The sequence below is a fragment of the Neorhizobium sp. JUb45 genome (genome assembly GCF_004343585.1).
In the GTDB taxonomy this organism is placed as follows: domain Bacteria; phylum Pseudomonadota; class Alphaproteobacteria; order Rhizobiales; family Rhizobiaceae; genus Neorhizobium.
On record NZ_SLYW01000006.1, the window covers coordinates 23,378 to 40,919 of the forward strand.

At 56.9% G+C, this 17,542-nt stretch carries 15 protein-coding genes; 6 read left to right on the forward strand and 9 right to left on the reverse strand.

Features of this window, described 5'->3' with window-relative positions:
* Positions 1-11: 11 nt before the first annotated feature.
* Positions 12-989 carry a L,D-transpeptidase gene (locus EDF70_RS21235; protein ID WP_132277670.1) on the reverse strand — a complete coding sequence of 326 codons (978 nt, stop codon included), beginning with the start codon at positions 987-989 and terminating at the stop codon, positions 12-14.
* Between the two features lie 132 nt (positions 990-1,121).
* On the opposite strand from EDF70_RS21235, the gene EDF70_RS21240 reads away from it, so the two are divergent.
* Positions 1,122-1,379 (forward strand): hypothetical protein, encoded by a 258-nt coding sequence (locus EDF70_RS21240; protein ID WP_132277672.1) that lies wholly within the window; start codon positions 1,122-1,124, stop codon positions 1,377-1,379.
* Positions 1,380-1,593: 214 nt separating this feature from the next.
* On the opposite strand, the gene EDF70_RS21245 is transcribed toward EDF70_RS21240, so the two are convergent.
* The 5 genes from EDF70_RS21245 to EDF70_RS21265 all read right to left on the reverse strand — a co-directional run bounded on the left by EDF70_RS21245 (position 1,594) and on the right by EDF70_RS21265 (position 8,730).
* Positions 1,594-3,135, reverse strand: a complete 1,542-nt coding sequence (locus EDF70_RS21245; protein ID WP_132277674.1) for a response regulator — start codon at positions 3,133-3,135, stop codon at positions 1,594-1,596.
* 1 nt (position 3,136) lies between these two features.
* The gene (locus EDF70_RS21250) at positions 3,137-3,682 is read right to left on the reverse strand and encodes a chemotaxis protein CheB (RefSeq protein ID WP_245519269.1); all 546 of its coding nucleotides are present in this window, start codon (positions 3,680-3,682) and stop codon (positions 3,137-3,139) included.
* A gap of 20 nt (positions 3,683-3,702) precedes the next feature.
* The gene (locus EDF70_RS21255; RefSeq protein ID WP_245519270.1) at positions 3,703-4,536 is read right to left on the reverse strand and encodes a CheR family methyltransferase; all 834 of its coding nucleotides are present in this window, start codon (positions 4,534-4,536) and stop codon (positions 3,703-3,705) included.
* Positions 4,533-7,970, reverse strand: a complete 3,438-nt coding sequence (locus EDF70_RS21260; protein WP_132277680.1) for a response regulator — start codon at positions 7,968-7,970, stop codon at positions 4,533-4,535. The genes EDF70_RS21255 and EDF70_RS21260 overlap by 4 nt, the downstream gene beginning before the upstream one ends.
* Positions 7,971-8,526: 556 nt before the next feature.
* Positions 8,527-8,730 (reverse strand): hypothetical protein, encoded by a 204-nt coding sequence (locus EDF70_RS21265; protein WP_132277682.1) that lies wholly within the window; start codon positions 8,728-8,730, stop codon positions 8,527-8,529.
* Positions 8,731-8,902: 172 nt separating this feature from the next.
* On the opposite strand from EDF70_RS21265, the gene EDF70_RS21270 reads away from it, so the two are divergent.
* Entirely contained in the window at positions 8,903-9,199 is a 297-nt protein-coding gene (locus EDF70_RS21270; protein ID WP_132277684.1) for a BON domain-containing protein, read from the forward strand.
* A gap of 822 nt (positions 9,200-10,021) precedes the next feature.
* On the opposite strand, the gene EDF70_RS21275 is transcribed toward EDF70_RS21270, so the two are convergent.
* The gene (locus EDF70_RS21275) at positions 10,022-10,792 is read right to left on the reverse strand and encodes an MOSC domain-containing protein (RefSeq protein ID WP_132277686.1); all 771 of its coding nucleotides are present in this window, start codon (positions 10,790-10,792) and stop codon (positions 10,022-10,024) included.
* Positions 10,793-10,813: 21 nt separating this feature from the next.
* A complete protein-coding gene (locus EDF70_RS21280) occupies positions 10,814-12,496 on the reverse strand; it encodes an FAD/NAD(P)-binding protein (protein ID WP_132277688.1) in 1,683 nt (560 codons plus the stop codon).
* 188 nt (positions 12,497-12,684) lie between these two features.
* On the opposite strand from EDF70_RS21280, the gene EDF70_RS21285 reads away from it, so the two are divergent.
* Together EDF70_RS21285 and EDF70_RS21290 are read left to right on the forward strand one after the other, a co-directional pair.
* Positions 12,685-13,101 (forward strand): NUDIX domain-containing protein, encoded by a 417-nt coding sequence (locus tag EDF70_RS21285; protein ID WP_132277690.1) that lies wholly within the window; start codon positions 12,685-12,687, stop codon positions 13,099-13,101.
* A 92-nt stretch (positions 13,102-13,193) separates the two neighbouring features.
* The gene (locus EDF70_RS21290) at positions 13,194-13,676 is read left to right on the forward strand and encodes a pyridoxamine 5'-phosphate oxidase family protein (RefSeq protein ID WP_132278035.1); all 483 of its coding nucleotides are present in this window, start codon (positions 13,194-13,196) and stop codon (positions 13,674-13,676) included.
* A gap of 381 nt (positions 13,677-14,057) precedes the next feature.
* Here EDF70_RS21290 and EDF70_RS21295 read toward each other — a convergent pair whose 3' ends face one another.
* Complete coding sequence (locus EDF70_RS21295; RefSeq protein ID WP_132277692.1) at positions 14,058-14,951, reverse strand: LysR substrate-binding domain-containing protein; 894 nt, start codon at positions 14,949-14,951, stop codon at positions 14,058-14,060.
* Between the two features lie 130 nt (positions 14,952-15,081).
* Here EDF70_RS21295 and EDF70_RS21300 point away from each other — a divergent pair, with 130 nt between their 5' ends.
* Together EDF70_RS21300 and EDF70_RS21305 are read left to right on the forward strand one after the other, a co-directional pair.
* A complete protein-coding gene (locus tag EDF70_RS21300; RefSeq protein WP_132277694.1) occupies positions 15,082-16,632 on the forward strand; it encodes an ABC transporter substrate-binding protein in 1,551 nt (516 codons plus the stop codon).
* 26 nt (positions 16,633-16,658) lie between these two features.
* Positions 16,659-17,540 (forward strand): dihydrodipicolinate synthase family protein, encoded by an 882-nt coding sequence (locus EDF70_RS21305; RefSeq protein ID WP_132277696.1) that lies wholly within the window; start codon positions 16,659-16,661, stop codon positions 17,538-17,540.
* The last annotated feature ends 2 nt before the right edge of the window (positions 17,541-17,542 follow it).

Here is a 17,542-nt window from a genome sequence, read left to right on the forward strand (position 1 = left end):
GATGTCGAAGGTTATTCAACGATATCGACCATCACACCCGGCTTCACCATGCCTGCCAGTTCCTCCACATCCCAGTTCGTCAGCCGAATACATCCGTGTGATCCAGCCTTGTCGATGAGCGTCGGCTCCGGAGTGCCATGAATTCCGTAAGTGGGCTCGGAAAGATCGATCCAGACGGTTCCGACGGGATTGTTCGGACCGCTTGGCAGCTTCAGAACCTTCTTGTTGCCGCCCTGCTGAAAATTGATTTTTGGGTTGTAGGTGTAATCCGGCATGCGTGCCACACCTTCCACCTTGTGGGATCCGGAAGGTGTAGGATTATCGTCACTGCCGATGGTTGCCGGATAGATTGTCAGGATTTTTCCGTCCTCGGCGTAAGCGACCACTTGCCCTGTGCGCCGATGTGCCTCGATGCGCGTGACGATGCCTGTTTTTGGCTTGTTGGGTGCTGTGACGACGATTGTTTCACCTGCGACGAACCTGGATGTCGGGTTCAGGGTCTTCAACAATCTGGGATCCATGTGAAAGCGCTCCGATAAACGCTCGGCAACGCTCGTGAAGCCCAGATGCTCCATGGATGCCTGATCCGCATAGTCCTGCGGGATGGCATCCACCAGACCTTGCGTGTCTTTACTCGAGATCTGATAGTTTCCGACAACCGGGCTACCGTCCTCCAGCTGCCCGAAAACGCCATCATCCAACTTGCCATCGATCGGCAGGCCGCTCATTGCTTCGAATGCGGCAATCGCCTTGCTGACATTCGCACCATACTTCCCGTCAATCACGCCAGGGGATGCTCCGGCGCGATCAAGAAGTACCTGCAGGCGGATCATGGCCGGGTCTGGCAGTTCCGGCGGCTGGGCAGGCCTGTCAGCAGGAATTTCGACAATGGGCGTGGCATTGATTGTTTCGATCGACAGCGTCTGTGCGGCGGCAGCACTGGAAAGAGCAGCAGCCATGGTGAGGGTGAAGATGATCAGATTTTTCATGGAAGCTCAATTCCTTGGCCGCGATGCGGTTCCGCCGGTCAGATTATTTCGCGGATAATCTGCGATGGTTTTGAGGCAAAGGAACCCATGCGAGTGCCTTGGCATTATCGTGTCACATCAAAGGGAGCTGCAATGCCGAGATACTTCTTCAACTATCGGATCAATAGCATTTTGGAAAAGGATCCGGAGGGAGCGGAACTGCCCTCGGATACCGCCGCGCTGGACGAAGCACGGCTCGCAGCCCGAGAGCTTCTGGCTGCGAAGGTTCGTCAAGGCGAATGGGTGGATGGCGATGCGTTCGAGGTGACTTTGGCAGACGGTACGGTGGTCCATACTCTGCCATTGCGTTCAGTCCTCAAACTCGATCATGACATCGGCCGGGATTCTTGAGCGGAGCGCGTGATGCTCGAGCACCTTGATGGGGCAGGCGTCAGCTTACACCGCAGCGATGCTCGGAAATGAAGCGATCAAAGGGAAAGACGCTAACGCACCTGCGGAGAATGCGGGCCGCCGGGAAGGACGCGTGCTCAGATCAAGCGCCGCATGACGAAGATGTCGAGCGTTCCCGGATAGCCACTGAACCGTCTGCGAAGGTCGAAGCGGCCTACAGCGCGGCAAACACCTTCTGGAGTTGCTCTAGGGGGACGGGCTTTGTCAGGTGGAAATCAAACCCGGCCTCAATTGCCAGCTCCTTGTCGCGATCCTGACCCCAGCCGGTCTGTGCGATGATCGGCGTATGTTTGAACTCGGGCTCGCCGCGAAAGGCCTTGCAGACCTCATAACCGTTCATCCCGGGAAGACCGATATCGAGCAGAATGACATCGGGACGGTAGTGCCGGGCGGCATCCAGAGCCTCACGGCCATCATGGACTGCTTCGAACTCGTGGCCGATGTCTTCCAGCATCATGCCCAGCGTGTCGGCGATAATCGGATTGTCATCGACCACAAGCACTTTAAGCGACCGGAAGGATGCCGTTTCCTGATTTTGCTGAGTGGCCACTTCCGGCTGTTCTGGCGCAGCCGTCATGGGAATCCTGATCGTAAACCGGCTCCCCTTGTCGGGTCCGGCGCTGTAGGCGTCAACCGAGCCACCGTGCATTTCGACAAGTTTCCGGACCAGTGCAAGACCGATACCCAATCCGCCCTGCGATCGCTGCAAATGATCTTCGATCTGCGTGAACAGATGAAAGACCTTTGATTGCATGTCTGACGGAATGCCGACGCCGTTGTCAGTGACCCGAATAGCCACTTGCTGTCCGTCATGGGTCACATGGAGATCGATCAGTCCATCTTCGGGCGTGTATTTGGCCGCATTGTTCAATAGGTTCGAGATCGCTTGCGACAGTCGCACCTGATCACCGTCCACCCACACGACATCGCTTGGCATCGCGATTGTCAGCTTGTGACCGGCACCGTCAATCATGGGTCGGCTGGATTCCACGGCCGTCCTGATGATTTCATCCATGCGCACCGTGTATTTCCGAAGTTCGATTTTACCCTGGCTGACACGCGATACATCGAGAAGGTCATCGATAAGTCTGACGAGATGGACTAGCTGTCGATCCATCATGTTGCGGATCTCGGCGGCATTCGCGCCACCGGGATTGCGTTGCAGAATGTCGAGTCCATTACGCAGCGGCGCCAGCGGGTTGCGCAATTCGTGCGCCAGCGTGGCCAGAAACTCGTCCTTGCGACGATCGGCATCCTTCAGCGCCTCGGCCTGCTGTTGCAACTCGTCACGCTGGGCTGCGATCTGCTGGCGCTGGCGATAAAGCTCGAAAAAAACCTCCGCTTTGCTGCGCAGGACATCCGGCTCGATCGGCTTTTGAATGAAATCGACGGCGCCCGCCTCGTAGCCCTGAAACCGCCACCGGCTATCGGTCGTATTCCCAGCCGTGACGAAAATGATCGGCACCCGACGCGTGCGTTCGTTTCCACGCATCAGTTCGGCCAGTTCAAAGCCATTAAGCCCGGGCATCTGAACGTCGATCAGGGCGAGCGCCACGTCCTGTTCCAGGAGAAGCTCCAGCGCCTGGTCGCCGGAGCGGGCCTTTAGCAAGTTGAGGCCATCACGACGAAGCAGGGCTTCTAGAGAGATGAGGTTCTCCTCGAGATCGTCCACCAAAAGAAACGAAACCTGGCCCATATCAGCCGATCCTCCTCAAATATTCAGATATGCCGTCGAGCGACAAGACTGTCGCGTCGGGGCATAAAGCCAGGCCCGCTTCGGGCATTGAAGCGGCAAATGCAGTCTGTGGATCCTGGATGATGACATGGCCGCCCGCCCTCGCGATTGCAAAAACGCCTCTGGCGCCATCGTGATTTGCTCCCGTCAAAAGCACGGCCACGACCGCAGCTCCGTAGACGTCTGCGGCGCTTTCAAACAGCACATCGATTGAAGGTCTGGAGAACAGGACCGGCTCTTCGTTGGTCAGGCCCAAGGTTCGTTGGTCCTCGACAAGGAGATGGTAATCCGGTGGCGCGAAGTACGCCGTTGCCGGCCGGATCGGCTCCTTGTCTTCAACCTCTATGACCTCGATGCTGGATTTGGCGCGAAAAAGCTCTGCCAGCACACTGCGCTTGTCGGGCGGGATATGCACGACGACCATGATGGGTAGGCGAAAATCCCCTGACAGCGTGGGCAGGATGCTTGTCAGAGCTTCCAGCGCGCCGGCAGACGCTCCGATCACCACCGCTTTTGGATCGGTTGGTATCATTTGCCGATCCTCTGATATATTTTTTCCTGGCGGACAAATTCGCTGAAGTCGTCTGCATGTGCCGAAAATCGAAGGCTTTCCTTGGCGCCGATGCCCAAAAAGCCCTTACGCGCAAGTGAATCGCGAAACAGACCGACTGCGCGATCCTGCAACACTTTGTCGAAATAGATCATGACGTTACGGCATGAGATCAGGTTCATTTCACCAAAGACCGCGTCTGTCACAAGACTATGATCGGAAAACACCACGCGGTCGCGCAATGTCCGATCAAACGACACCCGCCCATAACCGGCGCTGTAATAGTCGGACAGGGAAGACCTGCCTCCGGATTTGCGGTGGTTTTCGGTAAACAGCTGTATGCGATCGACATCGTAGACGCCGGCTTCGGCGATCTGCAATGCATCCTGATTGATATCGGTGGCGTAAAAGATCGTCCGATCTTCCAGTCCTTCCTCCCGAAACAGGATGACCAGTGAATAGAGTTCCTCGCCGCCGCTGCAGCCGGCAATCCAGATCTTGAGCGAGGGATAGGTCCTCAAATGCGGCACGACGATCTCGCGGATAGCCCGGAAATAGCCCGGATCCCGGAACATTTCACTGACCTGGACGGTCAGATAGCCGAGCAGCCGCGGCAACATGGTTTCGTCATGGAGGGCGCGTTCCTGCATCGCCGAGATCGTTGAGAATCCCAGTTGTTCCCGCGCCTGGCGCAAACGGCGTTTGATCGATCCCGTGGCGTAATTCCGGAAGTCGTAATGATAGCGAAGGTAAAGCGCTTCAAGCAGCAGCCGGATTTCGATATCCTCGACCTTCTCGAATGTCTCGATCACCGGGGCATCCACACGCGTACGAGGGAGAGCAGCTTTTCCACGTCGAGCGGCTTTGCCATGTAATCGTTGGCGCCGGCCTCGATGCACCGTTGCTGATCATCCGGCATGGCCTTGGCCGTCAGGGTGATGATCGGAAGTTTTTTCCATTCAGGATTCCTGCGGATGGCGCGGGTTGCCGTCAGACCATCCATGACGGGCATCATCACATCCATCAGCACAAGGTCGACAGCCTTTTCCGGATCACCTTGGGCCCGCTCAAGCTTGTCGAGGGCCTCCTGACCGTTGCGGGCGATTTCGATGATAGCGCCACGCGGTTCCAGGATGTTGGTCAGTGCGTAGACATTGCGGACATCATCCTCGACGATGAGGATTCGTCTGCCTTCCATGAGCGCATCGCGGTTACGCGCCTTGCGGATCATTTTCTGTTGCTCGTCGGGCAATTCGGACACGACCTGATGCAGGAACAGGGACACTTCGTCGAGAAGGCGTTCCGGCGACTTGGCGCCTTTGATGATGATGGACTTGGAATAACGGCGCAGCCGCTGCTCCTCGTCAGCAGACAGAACACGCCCCGTATAGACGATGACCGGCGGAAAGGAATGGCTGCTGTCACCGCTGATCGTTTCCAGAAGGGAATAACCGGATGCGTCGGGCAGGGACAGGTCGAGCACCATGCAGTCGAATGTCTGCTCCTTGAGAAGCGTCAGGCATTCGGCTGCAGTTCCGGCGCTTACCGTCTCCACCTCATGGGATGTCAGGAGCTTGGCGACGGCCTCGCGCTGGACTTCGTTGTCTTCGACGATCAGGACGCGATGAACGCCCTGCGACAGTTTTGCGTCGAGCTTATGCAGGACCTCGACCAGTTGCTCGCGCTGAACCGGCTTCATGATGTAGCCGACAGCGCCGAGCGAAAGCGCGGTCTCCGTATAGTCGTCTGCCGAAACGATGTGGATGGGAATATGCCGGGTGCGGACATCGCGCTTCAGGCGGTCGAGGACCGACAGGCCGGATTGGTCCGGCAACCCGACATCAAGCACGATCGCGTGCGGCATATGCTGTTTGGCAAGCTCCAGCGCCTCATGCGCCGTTCCCGCGACAAGCGCACGGAACCCCATTTCGCGGGCGAGATCACGCAGGATCGATGAAAACGTGTCGTCGTCTTCGATGACAAGCAGAGTACGCCGACCGTCGCTTGCGACAGCTCTGTCGTCTTCGACGAACTGATGGCTGTGTGCGTGTGGAGCCGGCTTTTCTTCCATGACCTCTGGCTTGCGCGTGGCGACCTGATCGGCGGTGCGGATATCGCGCGACACGACATGCGACGGGTCATAAGAGACCGGAATGATCACCGTGAAGGTGCTGCCATGATTGTGCCGACTTGCAAGATGGATGGCGCCGCCCAGCAACCGGACCAATTCTCTTGAAATTGACAGGCCGAGCCCGGTTCCACCGAATCTGCGACTGATTGTGCCATCGGCCTGGTGGAAGGCTTCGAAAATATTGCGTTGCTGATCCTCGGCGATGCCGATGCCGGTATCTGTGACCGTCAGTGCCAGCTGGTCGTTGGCGGCAATGCGGAGCGACAGGACGACCTTGCCCTTTTCGGTGAATTTGAAAGCGTTCGACAACAGGTTCTTGATGACCTGTTCGAGACGTTGCGGATCGGTCTCGATCACCGCCGGTGCTTCGGGAGCGATCTCGATTTCGAAGCCTAGCCCCTTCGATTTTGCAACCGGATCGAACAGCTGTCTCAAACTTCCGACCATCCTTTCGAGCGACACCGGCTCCGGCCTGATATCGACATGGCCTGCCTCGATCTTGGAGAGATCGAGAATGTCGTTGATCAGGTTGAGGAGATCGTTGCCCGACGACTGGATGGTCTGGGCGTATTTGACCTGCTCGCCTGTCAGATTTTCGTCTGGGTTGTCGGCGAGAAGTTTCGCCAGAATGAGCGACGAGTTGAGCGGTGTGCGCAGCTCATGCGACATGTTGGCGAGAAAATCGGATTTGTAGCGGCTTGCCTGTTCAAGCTCACGCGCCTTGAGCTGAACGGAAGCGTTGACCCGCTCTAGGTCATCGCGCTGGCCTTCGAGCTGCTGGGCCTGTTCTTCGAGCTGCGAGTTCGTCTGCTCGAGCTCGACCTGCTGCTGCTCCAACCGCGCCTGTGATTCCTTCAGTGCCCGACCTTGTTCCTCAAGCTCCTCATTGGAGACCCGCAACTCTTCGCCCTGCACCTGCAACTCTTCCGCCTGCCGCTGCGTCTCGCGTAGGAGGTTCTGAAGATCGCTGCGATATTTCGCCGACCGTACGGCCGTCGCAATGGAGGCGGATGCCTGGTCAAGCAGGGTAAGGATGGAGTCGTCGACCGGACGCAGGAAGCCAAGCTCGATGACCGAGTTCACCGCGCCATCAATGCTGCCGGGTGATATCATCAGATGACGTGGCTTGTCGGCGCCAAGCGCCGATCCGAACGCAAGATATCCATCCGGCAGGTGTTCTATGATGATCGGCTTGCCTGCTGTGACCGCTTCGCCGAGCAAGCCTTCTTTCGCCTTGAAATGGTCCGGTATGCTTGCACTATTGGGAACGCCCCAGGTCGAGACGCGCTGGAATTGATCATCGTCCTTGACAAAGATGGCGCCGGCAACAGCACCGGTATAGCGGGTGAGGAAATCGAGAATGCTGTCGCCGAGGTCTTCGGTTCGCCGATCGCCCGTCACGGCCGTGTTCAATGCGACTTCACCGGACTGCAGCCAGTTCTGCCGTCGCCTCGACAGTGTCGCCTGACGCACCAGAACTGCGATTGCGATCGTCAGCAGGACGCCGAGCAGACCAGCGAGAACGCTGCTGGCGAAAGCTGTCGTGTATGCGCTTTCCATCTCGGTGAGCCGGGTTCCTCGGAGGCGAGCCTCTTCCTGCCGCATCGCGGTCAGTTGCGCGCGCACGGCATCCATCTCGACCTTGCCGCGGTCTGAATTGACGACCGCAAGCGCCGCCTCGGCGCCTTGCGTGCGCCGAAGCTCAATGGTCTCACGCAACTCGGACAGTTTGCCATCAACATGCTCTTTGAGCGTCGCGAGCCTCTGCTGTTGTGAAGCATTGTCACTGATCAAGCCCGCAAGCGCCTCCAGGCGCCTTGGAATGGCATTGATCGCCGTGTTGTAGGGCTCGAGATATCGGTCGCTGTTCGTGAGCAGGAAGCCTCGTTGGCCCGTTTCGGCGTCCTGGATGTAGGAAAGAAGGTCCGATAGCCCGACGATGACCTCATGCGAGTGAACGACACGCTGATTGTTCGCGCGCAAGGTTTGCACATTGTACCAGGAAACCCCGGCGCTGATGACGAAAAACGCCAGCGCGGTCAGTAGGCTGACGGACACCGATGGGTCGAGTCCGAGGGTCCGCCTTGAAGGCGCCGCAGCATTGGACGTTTTCATGAAAATCTCGAAATGAGGAGGGGAGGTTGAGATGGCGCTATCGTTAGCGGGAATGTGATGTGGTCGCAACGATGGGGTTCATAGGCGGCTTCGCAACCAGGTTTCTGGAAAGTCACTCTTGGCAATTTTCGCCGGATAGCATCCGGTTTTGAAAATAGCGGCGCCCGGGGAGAACGCCGAAATTGCTTCACCGCAAAATATCCCGCAGACCGGAGCTATCTGTAACATTCCAAAGTTGTTCATTTTTTTGATAATGCCTCACATCCAGCCGCTGAACGCATAGCCACGAAGAATGTTCCGCGCACGATATCTTTTTTCTCGGGAGGCTGCGCGATAGGAGATGGAAAGCTGTCAGGTTCGTGTTTTTCCGAACTTCTGACGCCAACCTGACGCTTTTCTTACGGCTGTAGTTGTCCCGGCGTGCTGGCTCGGACGTGACGGTTGCGTTGGAAGCGCGTGGGGCGGCGTATTATTGCGGCCGAGAGTTTGCGAGCATGGGTCATAACATTCGGCTACCCCCCCCCCTCCAAACCTCGCGCGAACGTGGCGACGTAGGTCAATGAGCGGAAACAGCATGGCGTCGATGCGCGCCAGCGGCGACGGCCGAAAAGTCGATGCTGTTTACCACTTCAGCTTCATCGTCGTTTGCCGGTTTGTCAAAGATTGGTGTTTTCGCCAGCTCTCTGAGGGCAGCGGCAAGTGCCGCAAGTTGCTGTGCGATCTCAGTGATCGACAGCGAAGCCAAATCGTCCTGGTTCATAAAGCCTCCGTATTAGCGGCGGGAACGCAGAACAACTATCGCCTGTCGCTAAATTAGCGGCATACCCATAAAATGATAGGGGGAATTCGGGACAATTTCTCGGTGGCTTAGGAACCTAAACCAGACTTGAATGTTTTATTCATCTGAGGTTCATGTTTTACCGGAGTTTCCAATGTTTCTCAATACATTCAATGCCGGTGCTGCGTTTGGTTTTTCCCGCGAGACCGGAACCTCTTGTGGTAAGCCGGCGATCGAAGCTGAGATGCGATACCTGGAAGACGTCGATTGCAGCGACGTTCTCGTCGAGGAGAGCGGTCAACACATTATTCTTGATGGTACGGTCCCATCGGGTCGAGAGCTTTCAAAAATCGTTCGTCTCGCTTCTGAGATTGCCGGGAGGGACAATATCATCTGCCAGCTGATCGTTGTGCCCAAGCACAAAAGCGACGTGTCTTTCATGTTAGGCTGAAACAGCCATGAGATACCGCTGAGAGGCCCATTTGGAGTGGGCTTTTCAGCTGTGCAGTTCCCACTCCTTTAGTCCGCAATGCTATCGTGGGACAGTGAGAGTGGCAAAGTCCAGCACTGTCTAATACCGTACAAACCCCGTTTGGCTGATGCAGCATCTGAAAATGCCTCTATGCTTCTTGTTGCATATGCAATTACGGGAAAGCTTTGTCTCATAATTCGTTTAGATGGTTGCAGCCGCCGGGCTCGGATCGCTGGTTAGGTTTTTACCAGGGCGACAAGCGCGCCGAAGTCTGGGCCGATGGCCTTAAAGGAAACCGGGTTGCTCGATGGTGCTGGGAGGTATCCGATTTCAGGGTGACCGGCAACATTGGAGGCACGGGCGACGATGACATGGATCGTCACTCAGCCCAAGTCATAGCAGCCAATGCGTATCTGGATCGGTTCCCGAAATCCCGATAGTCGCCCGGACGGCATTCAAAGATGCGATAGGGTGACTGTTATCGGAGAGCACGCGGTCGCTGGGTGTATAAGCAACTGCGGCTTCACGAGATCTCCATTCGATCGTGAATAAGATGGTTGGGCCAAATCGCTCAGATCGGTAAGGTCCCGGTGCCTGGACATCGCGGACTCCAGTGTCGCGCGCATGTGGTGTCCCTCGCGGTAGAGATTCAAGATGATCACGCCAGCGGGATTCAGCTTCCGGTGTACATTTTGAAATTTTGTTGCTCGACAAGCCAACTCTCGAACCTTGCTCCTCTTCGACATCATTGATCGGTGGGTCGAACGCTTGCAAGAACAAATCACCGCGGGTCTCTGTTCGTCATGCGGGTTTCGTCAATGCGCTTCGTGAAACCGAAGCCCCGACACGGACCCGAGCAGGTTCTTTGACCTCGCAATACACACCCAAAGATCTGCTGGCATGCCGAACGATTGACCTGAGAATCTCAGCCTGTTCGTCCAATCCTGGCTGGGCAACCAGCGTCATGCCGCAGCGCTTTGCCGGCTCCGTTATTTTGGTCACCAAGCCATCAAGATGGACCGTTTTACCGATCCACCGCATCTCCGCAAAACCTGTCTCGGATTGCACTTCAACGAGGATGTTCGGGCGAAATCGACGTCGATCGATTTGAGATGTCGGCACGATCGTTTCCAGTTCTTGCAATGAGGCGGTTGTTACGAGGTGGATAGGAGCGAGACTGTAGCGGTTGCTCACCTGCGGGAGCGATGCGGTTCGCCCGTCAGTTCCTCCATAACGGCCGACCGCAACGTCAAACCCGAAATGTCCACCCAGCATCTTCCGCAGGCCCGGATCTGTCAGATAGAGCCAGGACCCGTCCGGGAAACCAATCTTGGGCCCATCCGCATCGATGGCGCTGCTCAGGAAGAGTGCCGGGCGCCATCTCGGCTCTTTTTCTGGCGCTGCCACGGCCCCAGAAACCGGGTCGAATAGAGCGTATTGACGATCGCCATGAACGCCACTTGAGCCGACTATCGCTTCGCGGCATAACTCGCCACCCAGCGAACTGACCGGGTAGCGCCATATTTCCTTGATGGTACCGATTGTTTCCATAATTCGCCAATGCGAGGACATCGGCTTTGTTCCCTCTGCCGTTCAGGCTGACAGCAGCACAGGCGCTTGCGCACTCAAGAGATCCTCCAGGACGGCGTGTGCTGCGGTTTCGCCAAGCTCGGCGGCGCTGGTTATACCCTGGACGAATGGGTGCTTGTGCAGGAGGAAAGGAATGGCAACACAATAGAGCCGGTTGGTTAAGGGCGCGGTTTTAAGAGGTCTATAACAGTCATCGACGTCGATCCCGCCAGTTCGCTTGAATGTCGCACATTCGTCATCACTAATAAGGTTCGCGGGCTCGGGCGTAGCAGCCGCCCTGACGCCGCTTTGTTTCAGCAATGTCGGGAAGGGAAGGTCCTGCGCCGAAAGTGCGCTTTGACCGGTCGCGTCGATGAATGTGTCGAACACTTCCTTTCTGCTTCCGATGTTGATCTGTGCGCCGCGCGCTAGGTCGCCCGTTTCGATCTCATAGCTTTCTTCCAGCCCGATAATCTCGAGCCGGCCGGAATTTCGGAGCGCCAGTAGCCGTTTGATCGATAGATGCGGTACGGTCGCATATTCATCGACAAAGATGCTCTTGAATGAGCGATTGAAGCGCCGCAGGTCATCGGTGTTGAGATGCGGGATAGCCCGCGCAATGATCTCATGTGTGATAAGGATCGCGTAGCGCCACGGAACGGTGAACTGCCGTTCGATATTGCGCTCGGCCTCCGCCAGGTTGGATGCGGCCCAGACAAAGGGATCGACCTTCGAACGTCGACCGTAATAGGCGTCCGCAAAGGTATCGACTGTCACGAGGCTCAAACCAATCTCGGCAGCATAGTTCGGATCTGCTGTTGTGATTTCCTTGCGGAAAAGATCGAAGATCCTGTCAAGCAATCCGGATGGGCCAGATGCTATTTCTTTGTCGACTGCCTGCTGCGTGCAGAAGGCAGGGTTCAAATACGGAAGGGGACAGTAGAAATCCGCCTCCGGCAGCAGTCCCTTGCGCGACATCATCGCAGCCGAAAAATCTTTGTAGGCAGCCGCTGGCTGGAATTGCAGATCGCCAGCACCATCAAGGACAAACGATCCACGCGACGATGCAACCGTCAACAGCGCATCGATCCCGCTCAATGACGTGCCCAGTACCCCAAGCCGGCCATGGCCTGCCGATTTAAGCGCCGCTGCCGGCCACGGGGAGGAAAAGTAGCCGGGCCGGATTTCGGTATGCGCTGGCCAGCTATGTCCAGTTGCCATCACGACGTGGTCGAACACCGCGTCGAATTCTTCGTCAGGTGAACCGACCCTGATACGGATATCGTCTGTGTCGAGCGCAATGTCGTTCACCCGGTGGCCGCTGTGCACTTCGATAACGTGGCCATGGTTGCGACCGTCCGCTAGGATCGTCGCAAATTGATCCTGGAAATAGTCACCAAGGACCAGCCGAGGATAGAATTCTCGCCCGTTGATGTTTGATCGCACGATTGAGAACATGGCGAGATAGTTGTCGCTTCGACGGCTCAGCCAATCAACGAGCGTTTCAGGAAGCATCGGGATCTCGATGCTTGGAATGTTGGAAAGCATGACCGGATCATTGGCGTCGGGAAGATAAGGCGTGCCTTTTCCCGCATTCTGCTCGGCCTCATATATGCTGATGGTGAGCGGAATGGTGGATTTGATAAGGTTTTTTAGCGTGAAGATGCCGGTGGGACCTGAACCGATTATGCAAATTCTGCTGCGCATACGCCATTACTCCAGCGCCGCCCATCGCGGCACCCTCATCTAACGGCGACCGTCGCATGCTGTTCCGGCGGGGAGGGAATTCGTACGTTTCCAGACTGACCACGGGTCAAATATGCGGTGGAACCGGATGAAGATGGATCTGTTGTCCTTGGCCTGGAAACAGCACAATCCAATTTGCAGGGGAAACAATGGCTCGGCTTGTATGCGCGATTTTCATAGACGGCGAGAAGGCCCTGCTTGTGAAGCGCGCCCATCACCGAAAATGGTCGCCAGACAAATGGGATATGGTTGGTGGCCATGCGGAAAAAGGCGAGGGCCTCGATATCGCCCTTGTTCGTGAATGCCTGGAGGAAGTCGGATTGACACCCCTCGCATTCAATCAGATCGCCATCCTGTATGAAGATGAGGATGAGAAGCAGAAGTCACCGTTTCACATCTACGTCGTCAGGCAATGGACCGGCGGTTCCGCTGAATTGCTTGGCCATGAACATTCGGAACTTGGCTGGTTTTCTGTCGACGAAATCGACGCGCTTGAACTGGCAATGCCGGACTATAGAAAAGTGCTGATCGACAGTCTGCGTCAGGTTCAGCTACTCCGGCAATGACGACCGCATGAGCATACAGTCCTGTCGTCGGAGTTTCTACGGGAACGTCGCTGCATCTGTCTCGTTTGTCCTTCGCAACGAAGGAGATTTTTATGACTGAAGCGAGTGACGATACTGCAAGGGTTTGGGAACTGATCGACAAGATCGGCTTCTGCATGCTGACGACGCAAAGTGGCGGTGTCCTGCATGCCCGTCCAATGTCCGCCTACGCGGATCGCAGCCAGAACGCCGTCTATTTTCTGACGGACGTAGCCAGTCACAAGGATGAGGAGATCGCTCGTTCTCCAAACGTCTGCCTGGCATTCGCAGACTCCAAGGGCCAAAAATATGTTTCCATTTCCGGCACGGCCGAAATCCAGAACGATCGCGAGAAAATCCGCGACCTTTGGGCGACGCCGGCCAAAGCTTGGTGGGATAGTGCCGAGGATCCAACGATCCGAATTCTCAAAGTGATTCCGTCCTCGGCTGAATATTGGGATAGTCCGGGCACTGTCATCAGCTACATCAAGATGGCAGCAGCTGCGGTCAGCAGTGCTCGCCCTGATCTTGGCGACAACGCAAAAGTGACGATGTAAGCCGCAGGTTAAACAGAAACCGAACGGCTCGCGAAGAGCCGTTCGGCATCGCTGTTTATAGGAATTAGCGAACCATTCCGTAGACGAAGCCGGCCAGGGCCGCGATGCCTATTGCCTGAAGCGGTTGCTCGCTCACCTGCACTCGCTCAAGGTATCGCGCGTTGGAGATCTTCACCAACTACAATCAAAGTTGCTGACTAAAATCTAACACAAACGCTTTCGAGGCCCCCTGTCAGGATTGTTCTTAGATGGGAGGAGAATTCGACGGGTTCCTATCTAATACGATCACAAGTATAATCAAAACGCTTAAATGATTGAAAGCGCGAGCATTAATATGTGTCTCACTAATGCCGCCGGTTCGATCTCGTCATGACCTCCTCTCTATGTGAGCTCTTCCACGCTCATCATGCTCCGCATCCTTGCGATCAGCTCATCAAGAACAGCTATTCTCTGAGCGCCGACGGGTCGTACTGCGTAGTAAGATACCTCGATTTTCGGCTCGAATGGTATCGCCACAACCTGCGCTCCGGCCGAGCGAAGGCTGGTTTGGTCGACAAGGCCGACGCCCATGCCTGCTGCCGCGAAGTAACAGCAGTTCAGCATCGACGTCTCCATCGTGCTGATGGGCTGTTGCTCCTCTATCGAAAAGGCGCGATCGAGCGCTAGCCTCAATGGGGAGTTTCGACCGGGCAGAAGAACGCGCTCATCGAGAAGGTCGTTGGGAGTGACGACGTGACGGGATGCCAGACGGTGATCCATCGTCATGGCCGCGACCGCATTCGAACTGTGCAGAAGCACGGCATTCTTGTCGGCCATCCGGGGCGATCCGAAAACAAGCCCGAGATCGTAGCGGTTCTGATCCACCATGTCCCAGATGTAACGGCTGTTCTCGACATCGATGACCAGCGGAATGTGCAGTCGGTCGCCGATCACATCGATGATCGCCCTGTGAAGATATGGCCGAACGAGAGACGTGACGCTGCCAATCCGCAGAACCGTGTTCTTGTGCAGGCGGATATCATCAGCAGCCTGCGCGATCTGGTCAAGACCGAGATAGAGCCGCTCCACCTCGCGATAGAACTGCGTCGCCTCCGCCGTCGGCACCAACCGGGCGCCCACCCTCTCGAACAGCGTCATCTGCACGATGTCCTCAAGGTCACGGATGAGGCGACTGACGGCTGGCTGTGTGACGTTCATCGCGTCGGCAGCAGCCGTTATACCGCCCGCCATCATAACCGCCCGAAAAGCCTCCACCTGCCTAGGTTTCAGTTTCAATTTCTACCCTCCCATAACATCTCGGCATGAATTAAGTACAAAATGCAATTTTTCTTTTGTCAGGTAAAACGTTAATTGAAGTTTACCCGCAGGGAGAGTGCGGACTGGACAACTCGGAGGAGTCCCCATTATGAAGTTTTGTGTGTTCGCAGCCGCATTGGCAGCGTCTGTATTTGCCATGCCGCTCGCAAGCCAGGCTCGGGATCTGACCGTTGGTCTGTCCGCTTCGACGACGTCCATGGACCCGCAATTCTATGTCGTTGGCCCGAACAGCGCGATGGCGCGCAACATTTTCGATGGCCTCGTCAATCAGGACGACAAGCAGCAGATCCAGCCGGCGCTGGCTGTGTCCTGGAAGATCGTTGATGACACGACCTGGGAATTCAAGCTGCGTGAAGGCGTGAAATTCCACGACGGTAGCGATTTTGCCGCTGAAGATGTGGTTGCCAGCATCAAGCGCATTCCGCTCGCATCGACCAATAGCCCCAGCTCGTTTGCGGCTTATGTGAAGGCGATTACCGAAGTCACCGCCGTCGATCCGCTGACCGTGCGAATCAAGACATCCGGCCCGACACCTCTTCTTTTGAACAACCTTAGTCGCATCGCCATCCTGCCGGCCGAGATGGAAAAGGTGCCGACCGGTGACATGAACACCGGCAAGGGTGTCATCGGCACCGGCCCGTTCAAGTTCGTCTCATGGTCGCCGGACGACAATGTCGTTGTCGCCAAGAATGACACCTATTGGGGCGAAAAGGCCCCGTGGGACAAGGTGACGTTCCGCGTCTTCAAGAACCCGAGCGCCCGTGTTGCCGCCATGCTTTCGGGTGATGTCGATATGATCGAGAACATCCCGACTGCCGATACGCGCCGTCTGGAAGCCTCCGATCAGATGAAGGTCGTCAACATTGCCGGCAACCGCATCATGTATCTGCACATGGACCAGAACCGCGAGCAGTCGCCGTTCGCCAAGGGTGCCGATGGCAAGAACCCGCTGCTGAACGCCGATGTTCGCCGCGCTTTGTCGCTGTCGATCAACCGCGAAGCGCTGGTCGATCGCATCATGGACGGCCAGGGCGTGCCGGCCGGACAGGTCGTGCCGGAAGGTTATTTCGGGTATGATCCGGCCATCAAGGTCGATGCCTATGATCCGAACAAGGCGAAGGAACTGCTGGCCAAGGCCGGTTATCCGGATGGTTTTGCGCTGACATTCCACGCCTCCAACGACCGTTACCCGAACGACAGCAAGGTTGCGCAGGCGATCGGCCAGTTCTTCAGCCGTGTCGGCGTAAAGACCGAAGTCGCCACCCTGCCGGGCAGCGTCTATTTCACCCGCGCCTCGAACCTCGAATTCTCGTTCATCATGGGCGGCGCGGCCGTTGAAACCGGCGAAGCTTCGGGTGTTCTCGGGCCGATCCTCGAGACCTATGGCGAAAAGGCCGGTCAGGGCAATCGCGGCCGTTATTCCAACCCGGAATTCGACAAGGCTTTGAACGAAGCGCGTTCGACGCTTGACGATGCCAAGCGCGAGGAACTGCTGAAGAAGGCAACGGAAATCGCCATGGGCGATCTCGGTGTCATCCCGGTCTTCTACCTCGCCAACACATGGGCGGTGAAGAGCGACATCAACTATGCCGGTCGCTCGGATGGTTACACGCTTCCCTACTATGTGAAGCCGAACTGATCGAAAAAAAACAGGAGCGGTCCACCATGTCTTTCAGCGGTGTCTTTCCCTATCTCGTTTCTCCGATCGGTCCGTCCGGCGAGGTCATTCAGGGTGTGCTGACGGATCTGGTGGATCACCTGATCGATGCGGGCGTGCATGGTCTCGCTCCGCTCGGTAGCACCGGTGAATTTGCCTATCTCTCCCAAGACCAGAGACGTCGCGTCGTCGACACGGTGATTTCGGCCAATCGCGGCCGGGTTCCCGTTGTCGCCGGCGTGGCGTCGACCTCGACCGCCGATGCCCTCGCACAGACGGAATACATGGTCGAAGCTGGGGCAGACGGCATTCTGGCCATTCTCGAAGCTTATTTCCCGGTGAGCGACGAGGGTGTGGAGGCCTATTTTACGGCGATCGCCAAGGCGGCCAAGGGACGGCCGGTGGTGCTCTACACCAATCCGCAGTTCCAGCGGTCGGACCTGTCGCTGCCGGTGATCGAACGACTGAGCCGCATCGACAACATCCGTTACATCAAGGACGCCTCCACCAATACCGGACGTCTCCTCTCCATCATCGAGCGCACCCACGGCCGGATGGAGGTGTTTGCCGCCTCCGCCCACATTCCGGTCTGCGTGATGATGATCGGCGGCGTCGGCTGGATGGCGGGGCCTGCCTGCATCGTGCCCAAGCAAAGCATTGCGCTTTACGAGGCGGCCAAGGCCGGCGACTGGACACGCGCCATGGATCTGCAAAGGCCGATGTGGAAGGTCAACGAGATCTTTGCGAAATACTCGATCGCCGCCTGCATCAAGACGGCGCTCGACCTGCAGGGTTTTGCCGTAGGCGGCCCCATGCATCCGCAAATGCCGCTGAATGAGGCGGCACGCGCGGAAATTGCCGGCGTGTTGCGCGATGTCGGCGCGCTCTGAAG